This is a genomic window from Brevibacterium sp. CSND-B09, assembly GCF_052906525.1.
In genome coordinates, this window is sequence record NZ_JBREGI010000001.1 from 1,945,875 (window position 1) to 1,970,071 (window position 24,197).

Genomic DNA, 24,197 nt, shown 5'->3' on the forward strand with positions numbered 1-24,197 from the left:
TCCTCTGTCATTGCCGTACGGCACCATCGCCGCCGGCCGGTGGGGTCGACGGAATGGTCTCCGCCGAGGTGATCAATGAGTTCGTCGAAGTCGGGGCCCGGCCGCGTCTGCGCCGTCGGGCGAAGACCACTCCCGAATAGGCGACTGCGGCGATGATGATCGCACCTTGGATCGCATCGCGCATGGTTGCCGGAACCGCGGTGAAGTTCAGCAGTGTGAACAGGGCTTCTAAAGTGAATGCACCGGTGAGAGCGCCGAGGACAGTGCCTCGTCCTCCTCCGAGGACCACTCCGCCGAGGACGACGGCGGTGATCGCTGTGAATTCGTAGCCCTGCCCGACCGAGGGATGCACTCCGGCGAAACCGACCAGCAGCACGCCGGCGACAGTGGCCGACAGTGACGAGATCACGAAAGCCGAAGTCTTGGTCCACCACACCCGAGTGCCGGCGAAGGTCGCTGCCGCCGAGTTGTCTCCGATCGCGACCAGAGTCCGACCGAAGGGACGACGCGAAAGCCATACTGCCAGAAGAATCACTGCCGCCAGGATGAGCACCGCATAGGGAATGAAGTCGATGAGCGGAATGTCCTCGAACCCGCCCCGGCCGATCTGTCGGAAATTCTCCGCGGGGTTGCTCGTCGCCACGCCTCCGGTCCACCACATGATCGCACCGTGGATGATGAGCATGGTGCCCAAGGTGACGATGAAGGAGGGCACGCGCAGCAGAGTCGTGGCCAATCCGTTGACGAGACCGACGAGGATGCCGATCCCGAAGAGAACGAAGAGCACTGGACCGGTCTTCGACTCATCGACTCCCACGAGATGACCGACGGTCATCACCTGAGCTGTGACGACTGCTCCCATCGACAGGTCGAACTCACCGCTGACGATGACGAAGTACTGCCCGATCGCCACGATGGCGATGGGTGCGACCCGCTGGACGAACCGCATCAGCGATCCGGGCTCGGCGAAGCTCGGGTTGAGCACGACGATGGCAAGGAGGATGACGATGAGGAGGACCACGACGATCCCCTTCGGATCGAGTGCTCGCCGGCCCAACCCGGCAATCCGTTCCCCGACACCGAGGCGGCCCTGCCCCGACCGTGAAAGCTCGGATTGTGCTTGCGCAGACTGTGGGTGCGCAGTTGAGGAGATCACGCCTTGCTCCCCTCTCCGGTGACGGCCGCCCTCTCGCCGAGGTCGTCAGTCCGTGGAGTCTCGATGCCAGCGCGGTTGCCGGTGGAGATGTTCGGACCCTGCGGTGCATGGGCGAACCTGATGCGGCGGGCGATGATTCTGCGCCGCGCGTAGAGTGCGACGGCGACGATGATGACGAGCCCGCGGATGACGTCTTTGAGGAAGGGATTGAACTGCATGACGCTCATGAGGTTGTCGAGGACTGCGAAGATCGCGACTCCGCCGATGGTTCCCCAGATCGATCCTCGCCCACCCATGAGGACAGTGCCGCCGAGCACGACCGCGGCGATGGACAGCAGATCATAAGTGCCTTGTGAGCCGACGGTCGGGCTGCCGACTCCCAGCCGACTGGCCAACAGCAGCCCCGCAAATCCTGCGCAGACCGAACTGCCGATATGCGCCCCGATGATCGGCAGGCGTTCGCGGACTCCCGAGAGCCGAGCGACCTCAGCATTGCCTCCCGCGGCAAAGAGGTGGTGGCCGAAGGTTGTACGGACGAGGATGAACGCAACGAGAGCGGCCAAGGCCAGCATGACGATCGTCGAAATCGGGACCGGACCGATGCCCGAGGCACCGAAGAGCTGGAACGACCAGGGGACTTCACCCTCGGTGCCCTGATAGTTCGTGTCCAAGTAACCTTTGAGCATCAACCCGACTCCAAGGGTGGCGACGAAGCCGTGGATCTTGAGCACCGAGACGAAGAGTCCGTTGGTCAGCCCGATGAGTGCCGTGATCGCCACGGTGAGCAGCACTGCGGGAATCACCATCCCGTCTCTGCCGTCCATGGTCTGGGCAGCGATCAGGCTCGCCAGGCTCATGACGTAGGGGACCGACAGATCGAGGGAAGCGCCGAGGATGACGAGCGTCTGTCCGATCGCCACGAAACCGAGCACGCTCATACCGGTGAGGATGTCGCGGATGTTTCCGGGACTGAAGAGATTGCGACCGGTTGTGGAGACGAGGATCGCGGCGACGATGAGCACGATGACCAAGGCGATATAGACCAGAGCGGTGGTGTCGAGACGACGCAGACGAGTTCTCACTGTTCTGTCACCACCTGGGCTTCGGTTCCGGTCGCCATCGACAGAACCTCCTCTTCACTCGAACCGGGAGGAAGCTCTCCGGCGATCCGCCCATCGGCCATCACAAGGATCCTGTCGGCCATCCCCAAGACCTCCGGAAGCTCACTCGACACGAGGATGACGCCGACTCCGCGGCGCGCCAGGCTTCGGACCAGTCGGTAGACGGCGACCTTTGCTCCGACGTCGATCCCACGGGTCGGTTCGTCAAGGAGCACGATCCGGGGTGAGGTCGCCAGCCATTTCGCAAGAACGACCTTCTGCTGGTTGCCTCCGGACAGTGCACGCACTTCCTGGTCGAGTCCCCGGCTGATGATCTCGAGCGATTCGAGTATTGACGGGACTTCCGACTTCACCCGGGCAGTTCTCGACGGAAACACCGCACGAATGGCCAACAGAACATTGTCTGCGATCGATTGGGACAGCGCCAGACCTGTGCCTTTGCGATCTTCGGTGACCAGAGCCAGGCCCTGACGAACACCCTGCCGTGCGGAACCGATCCGCCCGGTCTTTCCGGACAAGCGAACTGTGCCTCGAGTGAACGGCTGCGTGCCGAAGAGCGCTTCGAGCAGTTCGGTCCGACCGGAACCTTGGAGACCGGAGACACCGAGAATCTCCCCTTCACGCAGTTCGAGTTCGATCCTCTCAAGCTGTTCGTTTCCTCCGCCGCTGACCTCCAGCAACGATTCTCCGATCGTCGTCCCCGCTTCGGGACCCGGGAAGAAGGCGCTGATGGGTCGACCGACCATGGCCCGCACAAGGCTCGCATGATCGAACTCGTCTCGTGGTCTGCCGGCCACCAGGGAACCGTCCTTCAACACGGTGATCTCATCGCAGAGGTCGAAGATCTCCTGCAGCCTGTGCGACACGTAGATGATCGCCACACCTTTGGCTTTGAGAGTGTCGATCACGCGATAGAGAACAGCCACCTCGTTGTCTGACAGCGCCGCGGTAGGTTCATCCATCGAGATGACCTTCGCATCAACAGACAGTGCTTTGATGATCTCGACGATCTGCTGCTCGGCCACAGTCAGCCAGCCGACTTTCGCCTCGGGGGTGATTCCTGTGACGTCGAGCTCGTCGAGGAGCTCTTGGGTCCGCCGCTTCATCGCAGCGACATCGACGATTCCCCACTTATGCGGTTCGCGTCCGAGGAAGACATTTTGGGCGACGGTGCGGTCCGGCAGCAGGTTGAACTCCTGGAACACGGTGGCGACTCCGGCTCGTTCGGCCTCGACCGGATGAGTGAAGTCGACGAGCTCGCCGTTGATCCGCAGGTCTCCGGAATCCCGCTGGTGGACGCCGGCGATGATCTTCATCAGAGTGGATTTTCCTGCTCCGTTCTCACCGACGAGACCGTGGACGGTGCCGGAGTGTACGTCCAGCGATACACCATGCAGAACTTCGACTCCGAAGAAGCCTTTCGTGATCCCGGTGGCCGAGAGCACCGGCTGGACCGACCCTGTTGTACTCATGTCTGGGCTCCCACGGTGATCACGGCGACTCGATCTCGACCCACGAGCGCTGTTCGGCAGACTTCAGAACGGCTTCTGTGATGAGCAGAGCGCGCAGACCATCGGACAGCATCGGCACTCCTTCTCGGTGTTCGCCGGCGAAGAGCGCATAGGAGTCGGCGACGAAGGCATTGAACGCATCCTGGTAACCCTGCGGATGCCCCGCCGGGACCATGCACAGACGCGCGGCATCGGCGAATAGGGAGTCGGGGTCGCGGACGAGAAGGCGGCTGTCGGCGCGCTGACCGAACCACAGCTGCTCGGGCCGCTCCTGCTCGAAGCGCATGCTCGCCTCGGTGCCGGCGATCTCCACTGTCAGCCCGTTCTTGCGTCCGGGAGCCAGCTGAGACACCAGCAGCGAACCGATGGCGCCGCCGGAGAACTCGACGGTCACGGCCACAGTGTCCTCCGTGGTCACCGCGGTGCCGCCTCGGCGTGCATGAACGGTTCTCGTGGTCGCCACCAGGGACGATATCCGGTCATCGACGATGAACTCGATGAGGTCGACGAGGTGGGAGCCGATATCGGCGAAGGCCCGCGACGGGCCGCCGCGTTCGGAATCGACACGCCAGTTCTCGTCGCCCGAGCCGAGCAGCCAGTCCTGGAGGTATCCGGCATCAACGGTCAGCAGCGTCCCGGCCTGACCCTCGCGGAAGCGCGCACGGGCCTCACGCACCATCGGGTGGTAGCGATAGACGAATGGAACGGTCCCAAGCAGACCAGCCTCGTCGGCGCGGGCCAACACGGCACGCGCGGCCGTCGAATCAGTGGCCAAGGGCTTCTCGCAGATGATGTTCGATCCCGCGTCCAGAGCTTGCAGGGACTGCGAGGCGTGGACGTCATTGGGAGTGCAGATGTGGATCGCGTCGAGGGCTCGCTCAAACAGCTCGGCGCCCGGCGCCGACCGGTCGAATCGCAATTCGGCGGCGACCTCGGCGCTTCTCGATGGGCTGGAGGCCGCGACGCTGTCGAGTACGGCTCCGGCAGACCGCGCGGCCCGACTGTGGACGCGCCCCATGAACCCGCCGCCGAGGAGGCCGATTCGAGGGGCCCGCGAAACCGCATGAGCAACATTGACCATGCACCATTATGTTGCGTGCATCACCCCTTTTGTCAATGCTTTTTCAAAAGCTTTCACACAGTCACTAAGAAGTTGCAATGTGGTTTACTGAATGGATGACATTGGCGACCGATCCGCATACTTTCGACCTGTCTCATGCAGGCGGGCTGTTTCAGCTGCTGCGTGACAGTCGGCCGCGGACTCGTGCGGAGCTGGTTCGCTCGACGGGCTTGTCTCGTCCGACGGTGGCACACAGGATCGAACAGCTGCTGGGTCTGGGACTCATCGCCCCGGTCGATGATGCGGTCTCCACCGGCGGCCGACCGAGCTCGCAGTTCGCTTTCAATCCTCGGGCCCGCGTCGTCATCGCTGCTGATTTCGGGGCCTCACATGCGAGGATCGCGGTGACGAACCTGGCCGGTGAGCTGCTCGCCGATCATCGCGCCAAGCGAGCCATCTCCACCGGCCCCGATGACGCCGTCGACTGGATGACCACCACCGCCCTCCAGCTGCTCGAGCAGACAGGGCGCAGCATCGACGAGGTCGTCGGCATCGGAATCGGTCTGCCCGGTCCCGTCGAGTTCTCAACCGGCAGGCCGATCAATCCTCCGATCATGCCCGGCTGGGATCGCTTCGATCTCCCCGGAGCGCTGAAGAAGACCTTCTCGGCGCCGGTCCTCGTCGACAATGACGTCAATATCATGGCATTGGGCGAGCAGACTGCGGCCTGGCCCGACGCCTCCGACCTGATCTTCGTCAAGGTCGCCACGGGCATCGGGGCCGGAATCATCTCCGGCGGCTCTCTGCGCCGTGGCTCGCACGGTGCGGCTGGCGATATCGGGCATGTTGCGCTCTCCCGTGCTGCGGACATCCCCTGCGCGTGCGGCAACCGCGGGTGCCTCGAAGCAGTCGCCTCCGGCCGAGCGATAGCGCTGAACCTGACGAAGTCCGGGGTTCCCGCTGCTACACCCGGCGATGTCGTCCGTCTCGCCAAAGACGGGGACCTGCAGGCCATTCAGGCCGTCCGCCAAGCCGGACGCGACCTCGGCGAGGTGCTCACCACATGTGTGAGCCTGATGAATCCGGCGCTCATCCTCATCGGCGGGACCATGGCGCAGGCCGCGGAACACCTGGTCGCAGGGGTGAGGGAGGTCGTCTACGCACGGTCGATCCCGCTGTCGACCGAGCACCTCACGATCGCACCTTCGCGTGCGGCCGGAGACGCCGCAATCCTCGGCGCGGCTCATCTGGCCATTGATGCAGCACTGTCGCCCGAGCGGATCTCCGCCGCCCTCCGCGGCTGACACCCCCGCGCCGCCGGGGGCCAATCCACCGGCGCTCCGGCCTGGGCCTTTACACTGTGAGAAGCGCCCGCGCAATCCCCCGCTCGCAGCGTGGTCCGCAACTCGCGAAGGAGTGTCATTGTCACAGCACCGCCGATTCGCCCAGGTCGATGTCTTCTCTGCCGTGCCCTTCCACGGCAACCCCGTCGCGGTCATCGTCGACGCCGATGGCCTCGATGAGGAGCAGATGGCCCGCATCGCGAACTGGACGAACCTGTCCGAGACCACCTTCATCCTCCCGCCCGACGACCCCACCGCCGACTACCGTCTGCGCATCTTCACCCCGCATCGAGAACTGCCCTTCGCCGGCCACCCCACGCTCGGTTCGGCCGCGGCCTGGCTCGACGCCGGCGGCGCCCCGAAGCACGAGGACCGTATCGTCCAGGAGTGCGGTGCCGGCCTCGTCGACATCCGCAGATCCCCTCGCCGAGGCGGCCCGACCGACCCGGCCAGCCCCAACGACCCGACCAGCGGATCCTCCGAGACCCTCGCCTTCGCCGCCCCCGATCGACTGCGCTCGGGACCGCTCGACGATGCCTACGTCGACCAGATCGCGGTCGCCCTCGGCGTCGATCGTGCCGAGATCCTCGGACACCAGTGGGCCGACAACGGCCCCGGTTGGGCGGCCGTGCGACTGTCCAGCGCCGACCAGGTGCTCGCGCTCACCCCGGACTTCTCGGCCATCCCCGATGCGAAGCTCGGCGTCCTCGGCGCCCACCCGGACGGGGCAGAACACGAGTACGAGATCCGCGCCTTCGTGCCGGGAGTCGGCGTCGCCGAGGATCCGGTGACCGGCAGCCTCAACGCCTCCGTCGCCCAATGGCTCATCGGTGAGAACCTGGCCCCGAACAGCTATACCGCGACCCAGGGAACCGCGCTCGGCCGCTCCGGAGTCATCTCCATCACCGCCGAGAACGACGAGATCTGGGTTGGCGGAGACACGTCCATCTGCATCCGCGGGACGGTGCACACATGAATCGACATCTCACCGAAGTGAACAAACCGAAGAAACGACTGCGCATCTTCCACGGCCGCATGTACTTCGCCCTCCAGGCCCTCGCCGGAGCGGCATGGTGGCTGGGCACCGCGATGATTCCCGGGGTGGCGGACGCGACTCTCGGCGGCATCGACCCGCTGCTCATCGCGATCGTCGACATTCCCCTCTTCGTCATCGGTTCTGCCCTGGCGGCACTCAATTTCCGCTGGGCGGTGTGGATCGCCACCGGGTGGACCGTGCTCGTGGCGCTGGGCATGGTCATCTACGCAACCGCCACCACCGAGGCGGGGCTCGGCGCCGTCCTCATGATCCTCGCCGCACTCGGCAGCCTCCTTGCCGGTGTGCTCATGATCGTCGGCCGCATCCCGTCCGAGAAGCTCCTGGTCGGGCCCTTCGCGTTCCACAGTTCGCATACCCGCATCCGGTCCCGCCTGCTGATGCGGACCACCATCCAGATCGTCGTGTTCTGGGGCGTCTTCCTCATCATCATCCCGGTCATCATCAATGCCTTCGAAGACCGCTGGAACCTCGCCTACAAGTTCCCGATCCTCCTGGTCGTCGTCGGTTTCGCCCTGCTCGCCATCTCCAGCGTCATCGGCGTCTGGTCAGCCCGCGCGATCGCGAACTTCGGCTCCGGCACCCCGCTGCCCTCGCAGATGGCCCACCACCTCGTCGCCCGCGGCCCCTACGCCTTCGTCCGCAATCCGATGGCCATCGCCGGCCTCGTCCAGGGCATGGCGATGGGTCTGCTCATCGGTTCGTGGCTCGTCGTCGTGTACGCGCTCATCGGCTCACTGCTGTGGAACTGGCTCATCCGCCCCCACGAGGAGACCGACCTGCTGGAGCGCTTCGGCGACGAATACCGCGACTACGCCAAGCGCGTGCGCTGCTGGTGGCCGACCTTCTCGACCGCCGAAACCGCTCCCGACCTTGTCGACGAGGACTGATCGGCCCACGCTCGGTCAAGACCATCCACTCACCGAGGAGGCCGCATGGTCACGTTCACCACTGAACTCCTGAAACTCGGCAACAACGTCGGCATCGAAGTTCCCGAGGACATCGTGCTCGGCTTCGGCGTGGGCAAGCGGGTCCCGGTCATCGTCACGATCGAAGGCTATTCCTATCCCTCGACGACCGCGGTGATGGGTGGGAAGTACCTGCTCCCGCTCGCCAAGGAGCACCGGGAGAAGATCGGCGTCGCCGGCGGTGAGACCCACGAGGTGACGCTGACACACGACACCTCGAACCGGGAGACCCCGGTTCCCGATTCCCTCGCCGAGGCGCTCGCCGCCGCCGGTGTCCGCGCGGCGTTCGATGCGCTCGCACCGTCGAAGCGCAAGGAGCATGTGCGGCAGGTGACTTCGGCGAAGGCCGAGGAGACCCGCGATCGCCGGATCAAGAAGATCGTCGACTCGCTCGGCTGATCACCCTGCGTCGTGCAGGGTCACCGCATAGCCGTCGGGATCGGCGAAGGCGAAGGTCAGCCCGAAGGGGCTGGGAGCGGGCGCCCGGAGGATCTCCACCCCCGCCTCGGCGAGGGAATCGTGCAGCGCCTGAGCATCATCGCACCTCAGCCACAGTGCCACCCCGTTTCCCGGACGGTCGCCGGAGTCGAGGTCGACGCCGGGCAGCGGCTCGCGCACGGCGAAGGGGATCGGCGAAGTCGTGAAGACGACCGCTCCGGGAGGGGCAGCCGGGGCACGGGTGAGGCCGAGCCGCGATTCGTAGAACTGTGCGGCCGCTTCCACGTCTCGGACCTGCAAGGCGATGAAGTCCGGACCGCTCACGGTGCCGGTCTCCTCGGTGCTCGTGGTGCCGGCTTTCACTGTATCGGTCGTCGATGCATTCATGTTCGTTCCCTTCTCTCGGCATCCCTCCCTTTCATGGAGAGCCGCCTTTGTCACATGTCAGTATTCTGACATCGATAAATGTATGTCAGAATACTTACATGAGTCAAGGGTCAGAGGATCACAATGCGGAAACCTGCGAAGAGCCGGTGGAACTCGAGTCGCTGCTCGGCTATCAGCTCAAGCATCTGCAGTCGGCGCTGCGGTCGACAATGGACGAGACGCTGCGGCCGTTGGAGCTGACCACCCCGCAGTACAACTGCCTCGAACAGCTGCGCCGGAGGCCGGGGGCGTCGAATTCCGAGCTCGCGCGCGGCGCCTTCGTCACCCGGCAGACGATGAATACGCTGGTGCGCGGCCTCCAGGAACGGGGACTGATCAAGAGGCCGGCCACGGCCGAATCCGGTCGAGTCCTGCCCACACGTCTCACCTCGGCAGGCGTTGAGGTGCTCGATCAGGCCGTCTCCCGCGTCGAGGCGGTCTCCGCTCGCATGGTCTCGCCGCTCGATGATGAGACTCGGACGATGGTCACCGAGGCGCTCGGCCGGTGCATCGCGGCCCTCGAAGAAGCCGAGGACGGCTGAGGGCCGGGAGATCGAGCGGTCACCGATAGGACGACTGGAAGACCGGCGGACAACCAGGGCCCTGGACCGATGTGATCGGACCTACACCGGCGCGAGCTCCTTGTCCGATTCCCTCCTCCTCGACCGTTTCGGCCATGCGGCCAGGCAGCACAGGCCGAGGATTGCGCCGATGCCGGCGCCGAGAGTGTTCGTGACGAGATCGCTGAGCGTGGCGAAGCGGGACTGAGTGAGCACGGTGCCTTGGAAGATCTCGATGGCGGCGCTGAAACCCGCGCCGAAAAGGAATCCGAGCCACCACCGTCGGCGCCCGAAGTGCAGGGCCGCGAGGAATCCGAAGGGAATGAACATCGCCACATTGCCGAGCTTCTCGACCCGTTCATAGGTCAGCCAGGCGGTCTCCCGGTGAGCGGCGAAGAGGTCGAGTGCGTGCCCGATGAGAGTGTCCGGGCCGGTGCCCATCTGCTGCGGGGTCAGCGTGATGGCGGCGATGAAGAGTGTGTAGAGGACGAGAAGAGCCAGCGGCGCACCGACTGTGCGCTGATCACGATCGGTCATCACCGCCCAACTTACGACCGAATCCTGGGCACATCCTCAGATGCGGATATGACCCGGCTCTCACCGGACCTCACGATCTGTCAACGAACCTCATGGTCGACGGGAACGACGTCCATCCTCGGCGGCCAGATCCTCATGACGATGAGTCCGACCACAGCCCCGATGCCGGCACCGAGGCTGTTCGTGACGAGATCGCTGATCGTGGCGAAGCGCGTAGGTGAGAGCAGGGTCGCCTGAGTGCCCTCGATGAGGCACGTGAAGGCGATGCCCGCGACCCAGCCGACCCACCAGCGGCTGCGGCCGCACTGGAGGGCCACCAGCAGGCCGAAGGGAATGAACATTCCGACGTTCGCGAGCTTCTCGAGGATGTCAAAGCTGATCCATGCGGTCATCCGGTGGGAGGCGAGGAACTCGAGCAGTCCTGCGATGAACGAGCCGGGGCCTGTGTCCATCTGGTTGGGTGTGAGCGTGACGAGGCCGATGAAGACCGTGTAGAGGATGAGCAGCGCCAGGGGCACCGTCCGCAGCTGTCGCCTCGTGCCCGTCATCGTTCCCCTGTCCCTCGACCGCCAGTCCCTCGACCCGGTCTCATTGTGCCCGCCTGCGGCATGAGGGTCGAGGGATTCCCGCATCGATTGCGGGAATCCCTCGACCATTGCGGTCTCACGCCCGGGATTCGGACGAGGCGAATCGGACGAGCTGAATCAGGCGACGGCCTCGACATCATCGAAGCTCGCGGTGTCGATGACGACTCGGAACTGCACGTCTCCGGCCACGACCCGGTCGTAGGCGGCGTCCGCCTCGGTGACGGGGATCGTCTCGATCTTCGCGGCGATGCCGTGTTCGGCGCAGAAGTCGAGCATTTCCTGGGTCTCGGCGATGCCGCCGATGTTCGAGCCGGCGATGGCCTTGGCCCCGCCGATGACGGCACCGAAGGAGAACTCCTGCTTCTCCGGCGGCAGACCGACGACGGCCATGACCCCGCGCGGCCCCAGCAGTCGCAGGTAGCGGTTGACGGGGATATCGGCGCTGATCGTGTTGAGGATGAGGTCGAACTCGCCGGCGTGGTCGGAGAAGAAGTTCTCGTCGGTGGTGGCGAGCATCCGCTGCGCGCCGAGTTCCAGTGCCGCTGCTTCTTTCTTCAGTGTGCGCGAGAGGACGGTCACTTGCGCGCCCATGGCCGCGGCGATCTGCACACCCATGTGGCCGAGTCCGCCGAGTCCGAGCACGGCGACCTGCTTGGGAGCGCCGTTCTTCTTCTCACCGGCGCCCCAGCGGTTGAGCGGTGCATAGGTGGTGATGCCCGCGCACAGCAGCGGGGCGGCGACGTCGAAGTCGAGCGCATCGGGGATCCGGCAGACGAAGCGTTCGTTGACGACGACCTTCTGTGCGTATCCGCCCTGGGTGATCGTGCCGTCGACGTCTTCGACGTTGTACGTTCCGACGTTGCCGTTCAGGCAGTTCTGCTCCTGACCGGCCCGGCATTCCTCGCACTCGCCGCACGAGTTCACCATGCAGCCCACGCCCACGCGGTCGCCGACCTTCCAATCAGTGACATCGGAACCGACGGCCTCGACGACGCCGGCGATCTCGTGGCCGACGGTGAGCGGGAAGTGCGCCTCGCCCCATTCGTTGCGGATGGTGTGGATGTCGCTGTGGCAGATGCCTGCAGCCTTGATGTCGATGACGACGTCATCGGGTCGGGGATCCCGGCGTTCGATGGCGGCCACGCGGAACGGCTGATCGTGGCCGGTCTTCTGCAGTGCCTTGACGCTGATGCTCATGTGATCTCCTTGGACTTGCGTATCCGTTGCTGGGCCACATCGTCCAGCGCTTGCGACTCGCAGTCTATTCCATGCACATGGACTTATTCTTCGTAAATCCGCTCAGTCCTTCATTCGGCCCCATCGAACGGCTCAGTCCTTGATCGCGCGCTCACCGATGCTCAGATCGAGGGGGAAATCGACGGGGGCATCTCCGAACAGCAGTCGACCCGCCGAGGCGGCCGCCGCCCTGATCGCCTCCGCCGCGTCCTCGGCCTGCTCGGTCGGGGCGTGGACGATGACCTCATCGTGGAGGAAGAACACGAGGTGAGCACGGCGGGAGAACACTGGCCCCGAGGCGGTCGCCTCTGATGTCGCCTCGATCTCCCGCAGCCGCGCCAGGCGCAGCCGCAGGTCGGCCAGCCAGGCCAGCGCCCATTCGGCCGCTGTGCCCTGAACGACGAAGTTGCGGGTGAATCGTCCCTGGTCGCCGGCGGCCCGCCTGGCCCGCTGCTCATCGGCACCGGTGGCGTCGAAGCGGTTCGCCGCCCTCTGCAGTCTCTGCCACCCCTCGCCAGGAGGTGGGGAGGTCCGACCCAACCAGGTGGACACGACTCCTCCCTGTCGGCCCGCCTCGGCGGCGGAATCGACGAGGTGCATGGCGGCGGGGAAATTCTGCCGCAGACGCGGCACCAGGGCTCCGGCCTCCCCGGTCGTCGATCCGTACATCGCCCCGAGCACCGCGATCTTCGCCTCCTGCCGGGTAGCTACGACACCGGCGTCGACGAGCCCGGAGTAGAGATCGCGGCCGAATCCGGCCGCGGCCATCGCCCGGTCTCCGGACATGGCGGCGAGCGCCCGGGGTTCTAGTTGGGCGACATCGGCGGAGACGAGCCGCCATCCCTCGTCGGCACGCAGGGCCGGACGCAGCTGCCGCGGGATCTGCAGGGCCCCTCCCCCGCTGGCCGCCCACCTGCCGGTGACGACCCCGCCGGGCACGTACACGGGTCGGTACCGTCCGTCATCAACCCATTCGTCGAGCCAGTGCCAGCCGTTGGCCGACAGCAGTCGGGCCATCTTCTTGTACTCGAGCAGGGGCGCGATCGCCGGATGTTCGCTCGTCTGCAGCTCCCATTTCGAGGTCGAGGCGACGTTGATGCCGGCATTGCGCAGCGACGCGAGCAGCCGGTTCGGCGAATCGAGGTTGACCCGCGGATCCTCAAGGGCCGCGCGGACCTCCTCGGCCTTGGCCAGCATCTTCTGAGGCTTCCCGTCGCGGATCGGCCGGGGACCGAGCAGTTCGGTCAGTTTCCGATCATGTTCGGCTTCGTCCCAGGGCACGCCTGCCGCGCGCATCTCCGCGGCGACGAGTCCTCCCGCCGATTCGGCTGCGAGCAGCAGCCGCAGTCGGCCCGGATCGCCTGCGGTCTCGATCGCCGCGGTCTGACGGGCATATTCGGCCAGAGCCGCCTCGAGATCGTGCGGAACCTGTGGGATGAATCCGCGCCCGGCATCGACGTCGAACAGAGCGGCCGCCTGTTCGGGTGCGGCGGCGTCGGCGGGCGCGGCGTCCCATTCGGAGGCGGCGCGCACCGCCTCCGGTGCGGTGACGAGTTCGGAGCGGGCGAGGATCGCATGAGCCAAGCGCAGATCGTGGCAGCGCTCGAGGCTCACCCCGGCCGCGAGCAGCGGGGGGCACCATTTCGCGGTGTCGCTGAGGACCCAGCGGGGGCGGGCTCCGCCCGGTTCGCTCGGATCTCCCCCGGCTCCGCCCTCACGGTCACGGACGAAATCGGGCAGGTCCGCCTCGGCGAGGTCGATCCGACCGATCTCCTGACCTGCGCTGTCGAGGTCGGCGATTCCGAACCGCTGCCCCTCGAACCCGGTTCCGGGCACGGTTCCGAGCAAGCAGGCGGCGGGCCGCTGAGCGAGGGCGGAGGTCATGGATCCAGCCTACGCCGCGGGCCCGCTCGGACGGTCTTCCGATCGCCCGTCCGCACCGTGGCTGCCAGCCCGTCCGCAGCCTGAACCCGACCGCCTGCGGCGAACGTGATCCTGGTAACGTCGAGAGCGAACTCCGGGTGCCGAACTCCGCTCGAAAGGTCAGACACACAACATGGACGTTGTCTCCTCCCTCACCTCCGCTCTGCCGGCCGAAGCCGTCATCACCGATCCCGATTCGATGGACGCCTACCGCTGGGACCGCGCGAACGACCCCGATGCCGGGGTGCCTGCCGCCGTGGTCCGGGTGAGGACCACCGAGGAGGTGCAGACGGTGGTGCGCATCGCCGCCGAGGCGAAGGTCCCGATCGTGCCCCGCGGCGCCGGATCCGGCCTATCGGGCGGCAGCTCCGCGATCGCCGGCGGAATCGTGCTGTCCCTGGACAAGATGCGCGAGATCAGCATCGATCCCGTCACCCGCATGGCCACGGTCCAGCCGGGCGCCTTCAATGCCGAGGTCAAGGCCGCCGCGGCCGAACACGGCCTGTGGTACCCGCCGGACCCCTCGTCCTTCGAGTTCTGCTCCATCGGCGGCAACATCGCCACGAACGCCGGCGGCCTGTGCTGCGTGAAATACGGTGTGACAACGGACTATGTACTCGGCATGACCGTCGTCCTCGCCGATGGACGGGCGGTCAAACTCGGCGGCCCGAGGCTCAAGGACGTCGCGGGTCTGCCGCTGACGAAGCTCTTCGTCGGTTCCGAGGGGACCTTGGGCGTGATCACCGAGGTGACCCTGCGGCTCATTCCCGCCCAGTTGCCCCCGACGACTGTCGTCGCGATGTTCCCGAGGCTCGCCGATGCCACGAACGCCGTGCTCGAGATCGCGAAGGCCATGCGACCCTCGATGCTCGAGTTCATGGACAAGCCCTCGATCAACGCCGTCGAGGATGAGCTGAAGATGGGGCTCGACCGTGAGGCCGAAGGCATGCTCGTCATCCAGTCCGACGAACCCGGCGAACACTGCACTGTGCAGGCGAAGATCATCGAGGAGATCTGCAACAGCAACTCTGCCTCAGAGTGCTATCTCACTGCCGACCCCGACGAGGGCGAAGCCTTCGTCACGGCCCGCCGGATCGCGATCCCGGCCGTGGAGAAGAAGGGTGCTCTGCTGCTCGAGGACGTCGGGGTTCCGCTGCCGAAGCTCGGCGACCTGGTCCTCGGCATCGAGAAGATCGCGGCCGAACGCCAAGTGACGATCGCCGTCATCGCGCACGCCGGCGACGGCAACACGCATCCGCTGCTCGTCCTCGATCCCAAGGATGAGGAACAGCAGAAGCGCGCGCAGATCGCCTACGGCGAAGTCATGGACCTGGCCACGGGGCTGGGCGGGACGATCACCGGTGAGCACGGCGTCGGCCGACTCAAGGCACCGTGGCTCGCGCCCTACCTCGGCGAAGACGTCATGGAGCTCAACCACCGGATCAAGCAAGCCCTCGACCCGGACAACATCTTCAACCCGGGATCGGTCTACACCGGACTCGTCTGAGGGTTCGGCTGGGTCGGGACCGCCTCGGCGGAGGGGATTCGTGGAAGAATTCTGCACAGCTGTCGAATCGGCGTCGATTCGATCGTCTTCTCTGTGAGCGGCCGAAATCCGGCCGCCGCACACAGAACGGAGCGAACCATGCGCTATTCACTGATCTTCCACGCACCCGAGCCCGGAGCCGACGGCCCTGCCCCCACCGAAGAGGACTTCCAGGAGATGATGCGCCTCATGGACGACTTCGGCCAGGCGCTGACCTCGGCCGGGGTCGTCGTCGCCTGGGAGATGCTCGCACCCCACTCCGAGACGAAGACCGTGACCCGCAGGACCGGAGAAGTCGTCATCGAGGATGGGCCCTTCGCCGCGGCGAAGGAGGCCCTGGCCGGGATCGTCGTCATCGACGTCCCCGACATCGAGGCGGCCCTGGCCTGGGCCGAGAAGTTCCCCGGCACGAGCTACGGCACCATCGAGGTCCGACCCGCGGCGACTTCGTTCGTCGACGGCACCTGGACCCGACCGGGTGACGAGCCGACCCGACCCGGCGAATGCCCGTCCCGCCCGGACGGCTCCTCCTGATCGCTCGCCGATGATCGAGTCCGCCGATCCTGCCGAGCGCGCGATGATCCTGTCCCAGGACGGCTGGGGCAGGATCATCGCGCTCATCGCGGCCGCCGACGGTGATATCTCCGGCGCCGAGGATGCGCTGTCCACCGCCCTCGAACGTGCCGTGACCGCGTGGCGGGCCCAAGGTCCTCCTTCCAATTCCGAGGGCTGGCTCTACCGGGTGGCTCTCAATGCCCGCCGGGACGTGTGGAGATCGGCGGCGGCACGGACCTCGACGGCCCTCGATGAGGAGACGATCGACCGCATCGACGCCGGCACCGACCCTGCCCATCACGACCCTGACGCCCTGCCCGACCGCCGGCTCGAACTCCTCGCCGCCTGCGCACACCCGGACATCGATCCTCCCGCCCGGCCGCTGCTCATGCTCTCGGCGGTGATGGGAATGACGGCAAAACAGATCGCGGCGGCCATGGCCCTGCCCGCCGCCACCGTCTCTGCCCGTCTGACCAGGGCGAAGAAGCGTGTTGCCGGTCTCGGTGTCGCCTTCGGCAGTCCCGACCGTCTCGACCTCGAGTCCCGTCTGCCCGATGTGTTTGAGGCGATCTACGGGGCATTCGCCATCGAATGGGCTCAGGCGGCCGCGCAGCCACGGGAGGGCATGATCGGCGAGGCCCTGTACCTGTCCCGCCTCGTGGCCGAACTCTGCCCCGGTGACGGCGAATCCCACGGACTGGCCGCCCTCATCCACCTCTCCGCAGCCCGGTTCCCCGCTCGTCGCAGCGGCGACGGACGATTCGTGCCCCTGACCGACCAAGACCCGGACCGCTGGGACGGAACTCTCACCGAGGCGGGCGAGCGCCACCTCGTCAACGTCCACCGCTGCGGACACGTCGGCCGATTCGGACTCGAGGCGGCCATCCAACTCCTCCATATGGCCGGAATCCGCACCGGATCCACGGACTGGCCGATGCTGCTGCGCCTCCACGACGATCTCGCGCAGGTAGCCCCGAGTCTCGGCGGGTCGGTCTCCCGAGCGGCCGTCCTCGCCGAGGTCGACGGCCCCGAGACGGGACTGGCCGCACTCGACGCGCTGGGCTTCGACCCGGACGGCCAAGACGATAAGCGCGTCTCCGCCTTCCAACCTGCCTGGGTGCTGCGGGCTCATCTGCTCACCCGCCTCGGCCGCACAGACGAGGCGGCCACCGCCCGCCGGCGGGCGCTCGACCTGACCACCGACCCGGCCGAACGCGAGTACCTCTCGGCAGGACCCACCTGAGACGGACGTCACCTCGTCTTCGGGATGGGCGGGGGTACGGCATATGATGGTGAAATCAATCCACAGACTCCGAAACCATCCTGCATGCACAATTCCTCTCAGACCGAACCCGCCCAGGGCACATCCCAGGGCTTCGCCCACGCAAAGGCGATCCTGTTCGGCGAACACGCGGTTGTCTACGGCTCTCCGGCCGTCGCAGTGCCATTGCACGGGCTCGGAGTCCAGACCGATATCCGCCGGTCCCCGCACCAGGAGACCCGGATCGAGAGCCAGCTGTTCTCCGGAAATGCGCAGACCGCTCCGGAGCCGATGGGCCCCGTCGTCGCCGGTCTCAACGCCGCGCTGAAGGCCGTGGGAAATCCCGACGCCGAGGTGGAGCTGCTCATCCGTTCGGCGATCCCCCACAGCCGGGGCTTGGGTTCGAGTGCAGCCGTGGCCACCTCCGTGGCCCGCGCGGTCGCGAACCTGCATGCGACGGTCTTCGACGAGAACACCCTCCACGAGATCGTGCAGGCGGCCGAGACCGTCGCCCATGGCCGACCCAGCGGAATCGACGCCTGGGCCGTGGCCAAACCCGCCCCCATCCGCTTCCAGACCGGGTGCGCCCAGACCATCGACGTCGGTCAGCGCCTCGTCTTCGTCCTCGCGGACTCCGGTCATCACGGGTCCACCGCCGAGGCGGTCGGAGGAGTCCGTGCCCGCCGTGACGCCGATCCTGTGCGCATCGGGGGGATGATCGACCGTCTGGCCGAGATCACCGACTCCGCCGTCGACAACATCCGCTCCGGTGATCGTAGAGCGATCGGCACGCTGATGAACGAAGCCCATGGACTGCTCGGCAGCCTCGGTGTGTCGACCCCGACTCTCGATTCCCTCGTGGATGCCGCCACGGCGGCCGGAGCCTGGGGTGCCAAACTCACCGGCGGCGGACTCGGCGGCTGCGTGCTGGCCCTGGCCGATGACGATGATTCGGCCGAAGAGCTCGCCGAGGCCCTGCGCAAGGCGGGAGCACCCCGCACCTGGACGACGGAGGTCAGACCGACATGAGAACGACGACGGCGCGGGCCTACCCGAACATCGCCCTGGTCAAGTACTGGGGCAAGGCCGATGAGGAGCTCATCCTGCCCGCTGCGGGCAGTCTGTCGCTGACCCTCGATCACTTCGAGACCACGACCACCGTGGTGCCCGCCCCGGACGCCGAGACCGATGTCCTCGAACTCGACGGCGCACTCGCCGATGCCGGTCAGACCGACCGCATCTCCACCTTCCTCGACCATGTCCGTGACCTGGCCGGACGCGATGATCGGGTCCTCGTCCGGTCCCGCAACTCCGTGCCCACGGGTGCCGGTCTGGCCTCCTCGGCGTCGGGCTTCGCAGCTCTGGCGACGGCCGCCGCCGCGGCCTTCGACCTCGACCTCGCACCCCGCGATCTCAGCCGGCTGGCCCGCCGCGGTTCGGGGTCGGCGTGCCGCTCGATTCCCGACGGCATCGCCGTCTGGCACGCCGGCGACGACGCCGCTTCCTTCGCCGAGACCGTTCCCGCCCCGGATATGCGGATGATCATCGTCACCGTCAACCGGGCCAGGAAGGCCGTGTCCTCCCGCGAGGCGATGCGCCTGACCGCCGCCACCTCTCCCTTCTACTCCGGCTGGGTGTCCTCGACCGAGGACTACCTCGAGCAGATGGTCGCCGCGTGCGCGGCCGGGGACTTCACCCGCATCGGCGAGATCACCGAATCCCACGCCCTGCGCATGCACGGCCTCATCCAGTCCACCGTGCCGCCGATCCGGTTCCTCAATCCGACCAGCCACGCGATCTTCGACGCCGTGGCCGAAGCCCGCGAGTCGGGGATCGAAGCCTATTCGACCGCCGATGCCGGCCCGAACGTCGCCGTCATCGTCCGCCCCCATGACGCCGAGGCACTCGCCGAGAAGCTCTCCGGCTTCGGCGACGTCCGCATCGTCGGACCGGGACCGGGAGCCCACCTGCTCACCGCCGCCGACGCAGTCCCGCCCGCAGACGCAGTGAACCCGGCTGCGGGTGAGGGCAGCCGGGCATGATCGAGACCCGGGCGCCCGGCAAGCTGTTCATCGCCGGCGAGTACGCCGTCGTCGAACCCGGACAGCCCGCCGTGCTCATCGCCGTCGACCGGTGCATCACCGTCCGGCTGACCGAGAGCGAAGGCGCCGGCCGCATCCATTCGAGCGAATACGGTCAGGCTCCCGTCGTGTGGCGGCGCGAAGACGATGGTGAGCACATCATCGTCGACGAGCGTCCCTTCGACTATGTGCTCTCGGCGATCTCCACCGTCGAAGAGCTGCGCTCCGGCCGGGGCGCCAGCCCCCGCTACTTCGATCTCGAGATCTCCAGCGAGCTCAATGACTCGGACGGCCGGAAGTTCGGTCTCGGCTCCTCAGCGGCGGTGACGGTGGCGACGATCGCCGCGCTCGATGAGTTCTATCGCCTCGGGCTGACCCTGACCGAACGCTTCAAACTCGCCGTCCTGGCGACCATCGCGATCTCCACGAAGGCCTCGGGCGGCGATCTTGCCGCGAGCACCTTCGGCGGCTGGATCCGCTACTCCTCCCCCGACCGTGCCGCCCTGCACGCTCACCGCGAGGCCCACGGGGTCGTCTCCGCCATGAGCTGCCCGGAATGGGCCGGCTGCTCGGCCAGGCGGGTCACCCCACCGAGCTCGCTCGACCTCCTCGTCGGCTGGACCGGATCACCGGCGTCGACCGAACACCTCGTCACACGCGTCCACACCCCGCGCGAGCGGACGGACGAATCCTCCTCCGAATCGTCCCCGGCAGCGCAGAAACCGCGCCCGCTCGTGTCCTTCGCCGCCGAGTCGCACACGCTCGTCGACGATCTCGTGGCGGCCTTCGACGCCGACGATGCCGAGGCGAGCCTGACCACGATCCGCTCCGTGCGCGGCCTGCTGCGGCGGCTGAGCGACTCCACGGGCAGCCTCATCGAAACCGAAGCCCTGCACGACCTGTGCGAGATCGCCGAAACCCACGGGGCCGCAGCGAAGCCCTCGGGAGCCGGCGGCGGTGACTGCGGAATCGCCCTCGCTCACCCCCACACCGAAGCACAGACCATTCTCAGCGGCTGGGAAGCCGCCGGAATCCGACCCCTGGACCTCGGTGCCCACCGAGAGGAAGGCGAGATCGATGAGTTCTGAGACCCCGGCATCAGTTGAGACTCCGGAGACCAAGGCCTCACGGGCCTCCCGCAAGGACGACCACGTGCGCCTCGCCTCGGCGCAGCAGACGGAAGGCCCCCGCCGCACCGACTTCGACGACCTCGAATTCGTCCACCATGCGCTCTCGGGCACGAACCCCGAACTTGTCGACCTCAGCGTCGAACTGGGCGAGTGGACCTGGCCGACGCCCTTCTACGTCAACGGCATGACCGGCGGCACGGAGACCACGGCGAAGATCAACCGGGACCTGGCCATCGCCGCCGCCGAGACCGGTCTGCCCATGGCCTGCGGATCGATGAGCGTGGCCCTCGACGACGCCGAGGCAGCGAAGGGCTTCACCGTCATCCGCGAGGAGAACCCGGACGGCTTCGTCATGGGCAACCTCGGTGCCGGTCGCAGCGCCGATGATGCCCGCCGGGCTGTCGAGCTGCTGAACGCCGATGCCCTCCAGCTGCACATCAATCCGGTGCAGGAGACCGCGATGCCCGAAGGCACCCGCGACTTCTCCACCTGGCTGTCCGGACTCGAGGACATCGTCGCCGCCTGCCCCGTGCCCGTCGTCGTCAAGGAGGTCGGATTCGGACTCAGCCGCCGGACGCTCACCCTGCTCGCCGATATCGGGGTCCAGTACGCCGATGTCTCCGGCGCCGGAGGCACGGACTTCCTGCGCATCGAGAACGATCGCTCACCGGCCGATGACTTCTCCATGCTCACCGGCTTCGGCCAGTCCGCCCTGGCCTGCCTGCTCGACGCCCCACCCGAGTGGACAACGGAGACGACGATGGACGACGGCGTCTCGAACCGCGTGCTCCTGGCCTCCGGCGGCGTGCGCAACCCCTATGATGTCGTGAAAGCACTGGCCTGCGGTGCTCGGGCCGTCGGCGTCGCCGGCACGTTCCTGCAGACCGTGCTCGACCACGGTCCGGACGGGCTCGTCGATCTCGTGCGCACCTGGCAGACTCAGACCTCGGCTCTGTTCGCCCTGCTCGGGGCGCAGCGGTCCACGGACCTCACGGCCACGGACCTGCTCACGCGGGGCCGCCTCGGCGAGTTCGCCCGCCTGCGCGGAATCGACGTCACCGCGCTCTCGCACCGATCCGACGTCCTTTCGAGGAGGAATCAGCTGTGAATCAGCAGACCACGATCACCGGGATCCCCACCACGTGGGTCGGTCCCCTGCGGGTCAGCGGCGAAGCGCTGGCGCCGAGTGGCACCCACACCGAGGTGGCTGTGCCCCTGGCAACGTACGAGACCCCGCTGTGGCCCTCCGTCGGCCGCGGGGCATCGATCTCCCGTGAGATCGAGGGTGGGATCCGCACCGTCATCGTCGATGAGCGGATGACCCGATCCGTGCTGTTCGTGGCCGAATCAGCGATCGGCGCTTCAGCGGCCGCGCAGGCCATCCGTCACCGCACCCGCGAACTCGAAGCCGTCGTCGAAGCCGGATCCGGCCACTGCCGGCTCATCGAGATCCACCCCGAGATCGTCGGGAACCTGCTCTTCGTCCGCTTCGCCTTCCGCACCAACGACGCCTCGGGCCACAATATGGTCACCCAGGCTTCGGATTCGCTCATGGACACCATCCTGTCCTGGCAGCTGGGCCTCGACTACGGCTCGGTGTCCGGCAACTACTGCTCGGACAAGAAGGCCACCGCGGTCAACGGGATCCTCGGACGCGGACGCAATGTCGTCGCCGAGATCGTCCTGCCCCACGAGGTCGTCGATCGTCGCCTGCGCACGAGCGCTGAGAAGATGGTCGAACTCGTCGTGCGCAAGAACCTCGTCGGATCGACGATCGCCGGAGCCCTGCGTTCGGCGAACGCGCACTATGCGAACATGCTGCTCGCCTTCTACCTGGCCACCGGTCAGGATGCGGCGAACATCGTCGAAGGTTCGCAGGGCATCACCTATGCGGAGAACCGCCCCGAGGGCCTGTACTTCTCGACGACGCTGCCGCACCTCATCGTCGGCACCGTGGGCAACGGCAAGGACCTGCCGCATGTCGATGAAGCGCTGGAGCGTCTCGGCTGCCGGGAGGATCGTGAGCCGGGAGCGAATTCGCGTCGTCTGGCCGCACTCATGGCCGCGACGGTGCTCTGCGGGGAGCTCTCGCTGCTCGCCGCTCAGACGAACCCCGGTGAGCTGATGGACACTCACCGTCAGATGGAACGCAAGGCTGATGAGCAGCGAGCTGCCGAGACTCCGACAGATTCAGCACACCGAGAGGACGGCGAGGCCGCATGACATCACACACTGCTGCGGGCACTGTACCGATCGGCATCGACGACATCGAACTGGCCACGAGCCATCATGTCGTCAGGCTCGATGACTTCGCCGAGGCGAACGGCACCGATCCGAACAAGTTCCGCCTCGGCCTCGGCCAGGACGAGTTCAGCTTCCCGGCACCCGATGAGGATGTCGTAACCATGGCCGCCGCTGCCGCCGCGTCCATCATTCAGCGGTGCGGGACGGAGGGCATCCGTACGATGCTCTTCGCCACCGAATCGGGAATCGACCAGTCGAAGGCCGCCGGCATGGCCGTGCACTCGCTGCTCGACCTGCCGTCGCAGATGCGCGTCGTCGAGGTCAAGGAAGCGTGCTATTCGGCGACGGCCGCCCTGCAGGCGGCCGTCGGCATCGTCACCCGGTCACCGGGTCAGCGCGTGCTCGTCATCGCCTCGGATGTGGCCCGCTATGCCCTCGATTCTCCGGGTGAACCGACCCAGGGTGCCGGTGCCGTGGCGATGCTCGTCTCGGCGGATCCGAAGCTGCTCGAGATCGAACCGGTCTCGGGCCTGAACTCGGCCGATGTCGATGACTTCTGGCGCCCGAACGATTCGACGACTGCGATCGTCGACGGGGCCCTGTCGGTCACCGCGTACCTCGATGCGCTCACCGGGGCGTGGACCGATCTGGCCGCGCAGGGCGGACCGGCCATGGCCGAGATCGACCGTGTGCTCTACCACCAGCCGTTCACGAAGATGGCGAAGAAGGCGCAGGTCCATCTCGCCGGACTCACGGGTGAGGATCTCGACACGGAGATCGTCGCGAGTGTCTCCGGCGCGGGCGCCGCTGCTGCCAGTCCCGGCCCGGCTGCCGCCCACTCGGCCGCCGCCACGGACTCGGCCACTGCCGGCGCTTCCGACAACTCCGTCGCCACTGGCCCGCGCGATACGGGGCTGGCCACGAGCACTCTGTACAACCGGCGCCTCGGCAACTCCTACACCGCTTCGCTCTATGCCGGACTGTGCTCACTGCTCGATCACGATGACGATCTTGCCGGCAAGCGCATCGGGCTGTTTAGCTATGGGTCGGGCAGCGTCGGCGAGTTCTTCACCGCCCGCGTCGTCCCCGGCTACGCACAGCATTCGCACCGACTAACCGTCACCGAGGCCCTCGAGTCACGGGTGCCTCTATCGATCGACGCGTACCGCGCGCTCCACGCCGCCGAGCTCTCCAGCGCCGAGGACGTCACGACCCCGAAGGTGACCGCGGGACCGTTCCGCTTCGCCGGGATCAAGGGCCGCGCCCGCCTCTACGAGCGCGCCTAGGCGGCTCACCCGACACTTCACGCACTGCGTTCGGCCCAGTTTGGGGCGAACAGCCCATGTTTGAAACTGGGCTGCTCAACTCAAACTGGGCCTTTCGCGAGTTTTCAACCGACCGCAGGCACGAAGAAGCCCCTCACCTTGACCCTGACGGGACCCGGTGAGGGGCTTCTCGTT

General features: G+C 66.8%; 23 protein-coding genes. 14 read left to right on the forward strand and 9 right to left on the reverse strand.

Annotated features, from left to right (window positions below):
• Positions 1 to 7: 7 nt before the first annotated feature.
• From ACU4IU_RS08785 to ACU4IU_RS08800, 4 genes are read right to left on the reverse strand one after another with little or no spacing between them, the layout of a single operon-like run.
• Complete coding sequence (locus ACU4IU_RS08785; RefSeq protein WP_374990283.1) at positions 8 to 1,153, reverse strand: ABC transporter permease; 1,146 nt, start codon at positions 1,151 to 1,153, stop codon at positions 8 to 10.
• Positions 1,153 to 2,238 carry an ABC transporter permease gene (locus ACU4IU_RS08790; RefSeq protein WP_139467670.1) on the reverse strand — a complete coding sequence of 362 codons (1,086 nt, stop codon included), beginning with the start codon at positions 2,236 to 2,238 and terminating at the stop codon, positions 1,153 to 1,155. Before ACU4IU_RS08790 ends, ACU4IU_RS08785 begins: the two co-directional genes overlap by 1 nt.
• A complete protein-coding gene (locus ACU4IU_RS08795; RefSeq protein WP_139467669.1) occupies positions 2,235 to 3,749 on the reverse strand; it encodes a sugar ABC transporter ATP-binding protein in 1,515 nt (504 codons plus the stop codon). Before ACU4IU_RS08795 ends, ACU4IU_RS08790 begins: the two co-directional genes overlap by 4 nt.
• 19 nt (positions 3,750 to 3,768) lie before the next feature.
• Positions 3,769 to 4,869, reverse strand: coding sequence for a Gfo/Idh/MocA family protein (locus ACU4IU_RS08800; RefSeq protein WP_139467668.1), 1,101 nt, complete (start codon positions 4,867 to 4,869; stop codon positions 3,769 to 3,771).
• A gap of 95 nt (positions 4,870 to 4,964) precedes the next feature.
• Between ACU4IU_RS08800 and ACU4IU_RS08805 the strand changes: the two genes are divergently transcribed.
• The 4 genes from ACU4IU_RS08805 to ACU4IU_RS08820 all read left to right on the forward strand — a co-directional run bounded on the left by ACU4IU_RS08805 (position 4,965) and on the right by ACU4IU_RS08820 (position 8,612).
• Positions 4,965 to 6,152, forward strand: a complete 1,188-nt coding sequence (locus tag ACU4IU_RS08805; RefSeq protein WP_139467667.1) for an ROK family transcriptional regulator — start codon at positions 4,965 to 4,967, stop codon at positions 6,150 to 6,152.
• A gap of 118 nt (positions 6,153 to 6,270) precedes the next feature.
• Positions 6,271 to 7,167: a PhzF family phenazine biosynthesis protein gene (locus ACU4IU_RS08810; protein ID WP_446656474.1), complete on the forward strand. Its 897-nt coding sequence runs from the start codon at positions 6,271 to 6,273 to the stop codon at positions 7,165 to 7,167.
• The gene (locus ACU4IU_RS08815; protein ID WP_446656475.1) at positions 7,164 to 8,135 is read left to right on the forward strand and encodes a methyltransferase family protein; all 972 of its coding nucleotides are present in this window, start codon (positions 7,164 to 7,166) and stop codon (positions 8,133 to 8,135) included. Before ACU4IU_RS08810 ends, ACU4IU_RS08815 begins: the two co-directional genes overlap by 4 nt.
• A 45-nt stretch (positions 8,136 to 8,180) precedes the next feature.
• Entirely contained in the window at positions 8,181 to 8,612 is a 432-nt protein-coding gene (locus ACU4IU_RS08820; RefSeq protein WP_446656476.1) for a YdeI/OmpD-associated family protein, read from the forward strand.
• Here ACU4IU_RS08820 and ACU4IU_RS08825 read toward each other — a convergent pair whose 3' ends face one another.
• Positions 8,613 to 9,038, reverse strand: a complete 426-nt coding sequence (locus tag ACU4IU_RS08825; protein ID WP_139467663.1) for a VOC family protein — start codon at positions 9,036 to 9,038, stop codon at positions 8,613 to 8,615.
• A gap of 98 nt (positions 9,039 to 9,136) precedes the next feature.
• On the opposite strand from ACU4IU_RS08825, the gene ACU4IU_RS08830 reads away from it, so the two are divergent.
• On the forward strand, positions 9,137 to 9,619 hold the full coding sequence (locus tag ACU4IU_RS08830; protein ID WP_446656477.1) for a MarR family winged helix-turn-helix transcriptional regulator: 483 nt from the start codon (positions 9,137 to 9,139) through the stop codon (positions 9,617 to 9,619).
• Between the two features lie 81 nt (positions 9,620 to 9,700).
• On the opposite strand, the gene ACU4IU_RS08835 is transcribed toward ACU4IU_RS08830, so the two are convergent.
• The 4 genes from ACU4IU_RS08835 to ACU4IU_RS08850 all read right to left on the reverse strand — a co-directional run bounded on the left by ACU4IU_RS08835 (position 9,701) and on the right by ACU4IU_RS08850 (position 13,881).
• On the reverse strand, positions 9,701 to 10,174 hold the full coding sequence (locus tag ACU4IU_RS08835) for a VanZ family protein (protein ID WP_181271182.1): 474 nt from the start codon (positions 10,172 to 10,174) through the stop codon (positions 9,701 to 9,703).
• A gap of 80 nt (positions 10,175 to 10,254) precedes the next feature.
• On the reverse strand, positions 10,255 to 10,722 hold the full coding sequence (locus ACU4IU_RS08840) for a VanZ family protein (RefSeq protein ID WP_258041814.1): 468 nt from the start codon (positions 10,720 to 10,722) through the stop codon (positions 10,255 to 10,257).
• Between the two features lie 156 nt (positions 10,723 to 10,878).
• On the reverse strand, positions 10,879 to 11,958 hold the full coding sequence (locus ACU4IU_RS08845; RefSeq protein ID WP_446656478.1) for an NAD(P)-dependent alcohol dehydrogenase: 1,080 nt from the start codon (positions 11,956 to 11,958) through the stop codon (positions 10,879 to 10,881).
• A gap of 132 nt (positions 11,959 to 12,090) precedes the next feature.
• The gene (locus ACU4IU_RS08850) at positions 12,091 to 13,881 is read right to left on the reverse strand and encodes a bifunctional 3'-5' exonuclease/DNA polymerase (RefSeq protein ID WP_446656479.1); all 1,791 of its coding nucleotides are present in this window, start codon (positions 13,879 to 13,881) and stop codon (positions 12,091 to 12,093) included.
• A 172-nt stretch (positions 13,882 to 14,053) separates the two neighbouring features.
• Between ACU4IU_RS08850 and ACU4IU_RS08855 the strand changes: the two genes are divergently transcribed.
• From ACU4IU_RS08855 to ACU4IU_RS08895, 9 genes are all read left to right on the forward strand, one after another.
• Positions 14,054 to 15,427 carry an FAD-binding oxidoreductase gene (locus ACU4IU_RS08855; RefSeq protein ID WP_446656480.1) on the forward strand — a complete coding sequence of 458 codons (1,374 nt, stop codon included), beginning with the start codon at positions 14,054 to 14,056 and terminating at the stop codon, positions 15,425 to 15,427.
• Between the two features lie 138 nt (positions 15,428 to 15,565).
• Entirely contained in the window at positions 15,566 to 16,000 is a 435-nt protein-coding gene (locus ACU4IU_RS08860; RefSeq protein ID WP_376905164.1) for a YciI family protein, read from the forward strand.
• A gap of 10 nt (positions 16,001 to 16,010) precedes the next feature.
• The gene (locus tag ACU4IU_RS08865; protein ID WP_446656481.1) at positions 16,011 to 17,264 is read left to right on the forward strand and encodes an RNA polymerase sigma factor; all 1,254 of its coding nucleotides are present in this window, start codon (positions 16,011 to 16,013) and stop codon (positions 17,262 to 17,264) included.
• An 84-nt stretch (positions 17,265 to 17,348) separates the two neighbouring features.
• A complete protein-coding gene (gene mvk / locus ACU4IU_RS08870; RefSeq protein WP_172173068.1) occupies positions 17,349 to 18,311 on the forward strand; it encodes a mevalonate kinase in 963 nt (320 codons plus the stop codon).
• Entirely contained in the window at positions 18,308 to 19,324 is a 1,017-nt protein-coding gene (gene mvaD / locus ACU4IU_RS08875) for a diphosphomevalonate decarboxylase (protein ID WP_259358059.1), read from the forward strand. The genes mvk and mvaD overlap by 4 nt, the downstream gene beginning before the upstream one ends.
• Positions 19,321 to 20,451 (forward strand): phosphomevalonate kinase, encoded by a 1,131-nt coding sequence (locus ACU4IU_RS08880; protein WP_446656482.1) that lies wholly within the window; start codon positions 19,321 to 19,323, stop codon positions 20,449 to 20,451. Before mvaD ends, ACU4IU_RS08880 begins: the two co-directional genes overlap by 4 nt.
• Positions 20,441 to 21,601 carry a type 2 isopentenyl-diphosphate Delta-isomerase gene (gene fni, locus ACU4IU_RS08885; RefSeq protein ID WP_139467653.1) on the forward strand — a complete coding sequence of 387 codons (1,161 nt, stop codon included), beginning with the start codon at positions 20,441 to 20,443 and terminating at the stop codon, positions 21,599 to 21,601. Before ACU4IU_RS08880 ends, fni begins: the two co-directional genes overlap by 11 nt.
• The gene (locus ACU4IU_RS08890) at positions 21,598 to 22,716 is read left to right on the forward strand and encodes a hydroxymethylglutaryl-CoA reductase (RefSeq protein WP_446656483.1); all 1,119 of its coding nucleotides are present in this window, start codon (positions 21,598 to 21,600) and stop codon (positions 22,714 to 22,716) included. Before fni ends, ACU4IU_RS08890 begins: the two co-directional genes overlap by 4 nt.
• Complete coding sequence (locus ACU4IU_RS08895) at positions 22,713 to 24,023, forward strand: hydroxymethylglutaryl-CoA synthase family protein (protein WP_446656484.1); 1,311 nt, start codon at positions 22,713 to 22,715, stop codon at positions 24,021 to 24,023. Before ACU4IU_RS08890 ends, ACU4IU_RS08895 begins: the two co-directional genes overlap by 4 nt.
• Positions 24,024 to 24,197 lie beyond the last annotated feature (174 nt).

What these genes read in the sequence shown, in the direction of transcription:
- mvk (WP_172173068.1), top strand. Translation starts at nt 17,349, where the DNA reads ATGCACAATTCCTCTCAGACCGAACCCGCCCAGGGCACATCCCAGGGC.
- ACU4IU_RS08880 (WP_446656482.1), top strand. Translation starts at nt 19,321, where the DNA reads ATGATCGAGACCCGGGCGCCCGGCAAGCTGTTCATCGCCGGCGAGTAC.
- ACU4IU_RS08820 (WP_446656476.1), top strand. Translation starts at nt 8,181, where the DNA reads ATGGTCACGTTCACCACTGAACTCCTGAAACTCGGCAACAACGTCGGC.
- ACU4IU_RS08865 (WP_446656481.1), top strand. Translation starts at nt 16,011, where the DNA reads ATGATCGAGTCCGCCGATCCTGCCGAGCGCGCGATGATCCTGTCCCAG.
- ACU4IU_RS08895 (WP_446656484.1), top strand. Translation starts at nt 22,713, where the DNA reads ATGACATCACACACTGCTGCGGGCACTGTACCGATCGGCATCGACGAC.
- ACU4IU_RS08835 (WP_181271182.1), bottom strand. Translation starts at nt 10,174, where the DNA reads ATGACCGATCGTGATCAGCGCACAGTCGGTGCGCCGCTGGCTCTTCTC.
- ACU4IU_RS08815 (WP_446656475.1), top strand. Translation starts at nt 7,164, where the DNA reads ATGAATCGACATCTCACCGAAGTGAACAAACCGAAGAAACGACTGCGC.
- ACU4IU_RS08840 (WP_258041814.1), bottom strand. Translation starts at nt 10,722, where the DNA reads ATGACGGGCACGAGGCGACAGCTGCGGACGGTGCCCCTGGCGCTGCTC.
- ACU4IU_RS08805 (WP_139467667.1), top strand. Translation starts at nt 4,965, where the DNA reads ATGACATTGGCGACCGATCCGCATACTTTCGACCTGTCTCATGCAGGC.
- ACU4IU_RS08860 (WP_376905164.1), top strand. Translation starts at nt 15,566, where the DNA reads ATGCGCTATTCACTGATCTTCCACGCACCCGAGCCCGGAGCCGACGGC.
- ACU4IU_RS08800 (WP_139467668.1), bottom strand. Translation starts at nt 4,869, where the DNA reads ATGGTCAATGTTGCTCATGCGGTTTCGCGGGCCCCTCGAATCGGCCTC.
- ACU4IU_RS08845 (WP_446656478.1), bottom strand. Translation starts at nt 11,958, where the DNA reads ATGAGCATCAGCGTCAAGGCACTGCAGAAGACCGGCCACGATCAGCCG.
- fni (WP_139467653.1), top strand. Translation starts at nt 20,441, where the DNA reads ATGAGTTCTGAGACCCCGGCATCAGTTGAGACTCCGGAGACCAAGGCC.
- ACU4IU_RS08850 (WP_446656479.1), bottom strand. Translation starts at nt 13,881, where the DNA reads ATGACCTCCGCCCTCGCTCAGCGGCCCGCCGCCTGCTTGCTCGGAACC.
- ACU4IU_RS08855 (WP_446656480.1), top strand. Translation starts at nt 14,054, where the DNA reads ATGGACGTTGTCTCCTCCCTCACCTCCGCTCTGCCGGCCGAAGCCGTC.
- ACU4IU_RS08795 (WP_139467669.1), bottom strand. Translation starts at nt 3,749, where the DNA reads ATGAGTACAACAGGGTCGGTCCAGCCGGTGCTCTCGGCCACCGGGATC.
- ACU4IU_RS08825 (WP_139467663.1), bottom strand. Translation starts at nt 9,038, where the DNA reads ATGAATGCATCGACGACCGATACAGTGAAAGCCGGCACCACGAGCACC.
- mvaD (WP_259358059.1), top strand. Translation starts at nt 18,308, where the DNA reads ATGAGAACGACGACGGCGCGGGCCTACCCGAACATCGCCCTGGTCAAG.
- ACU4IU_RS08830 (WP_446656477.1), top strand. Translation starts at nt 9,137, where the DNA reads ATGAGTCAAGGGTCAGAGGATCACAATGCGGAAACCTGCGAAGAGCCG.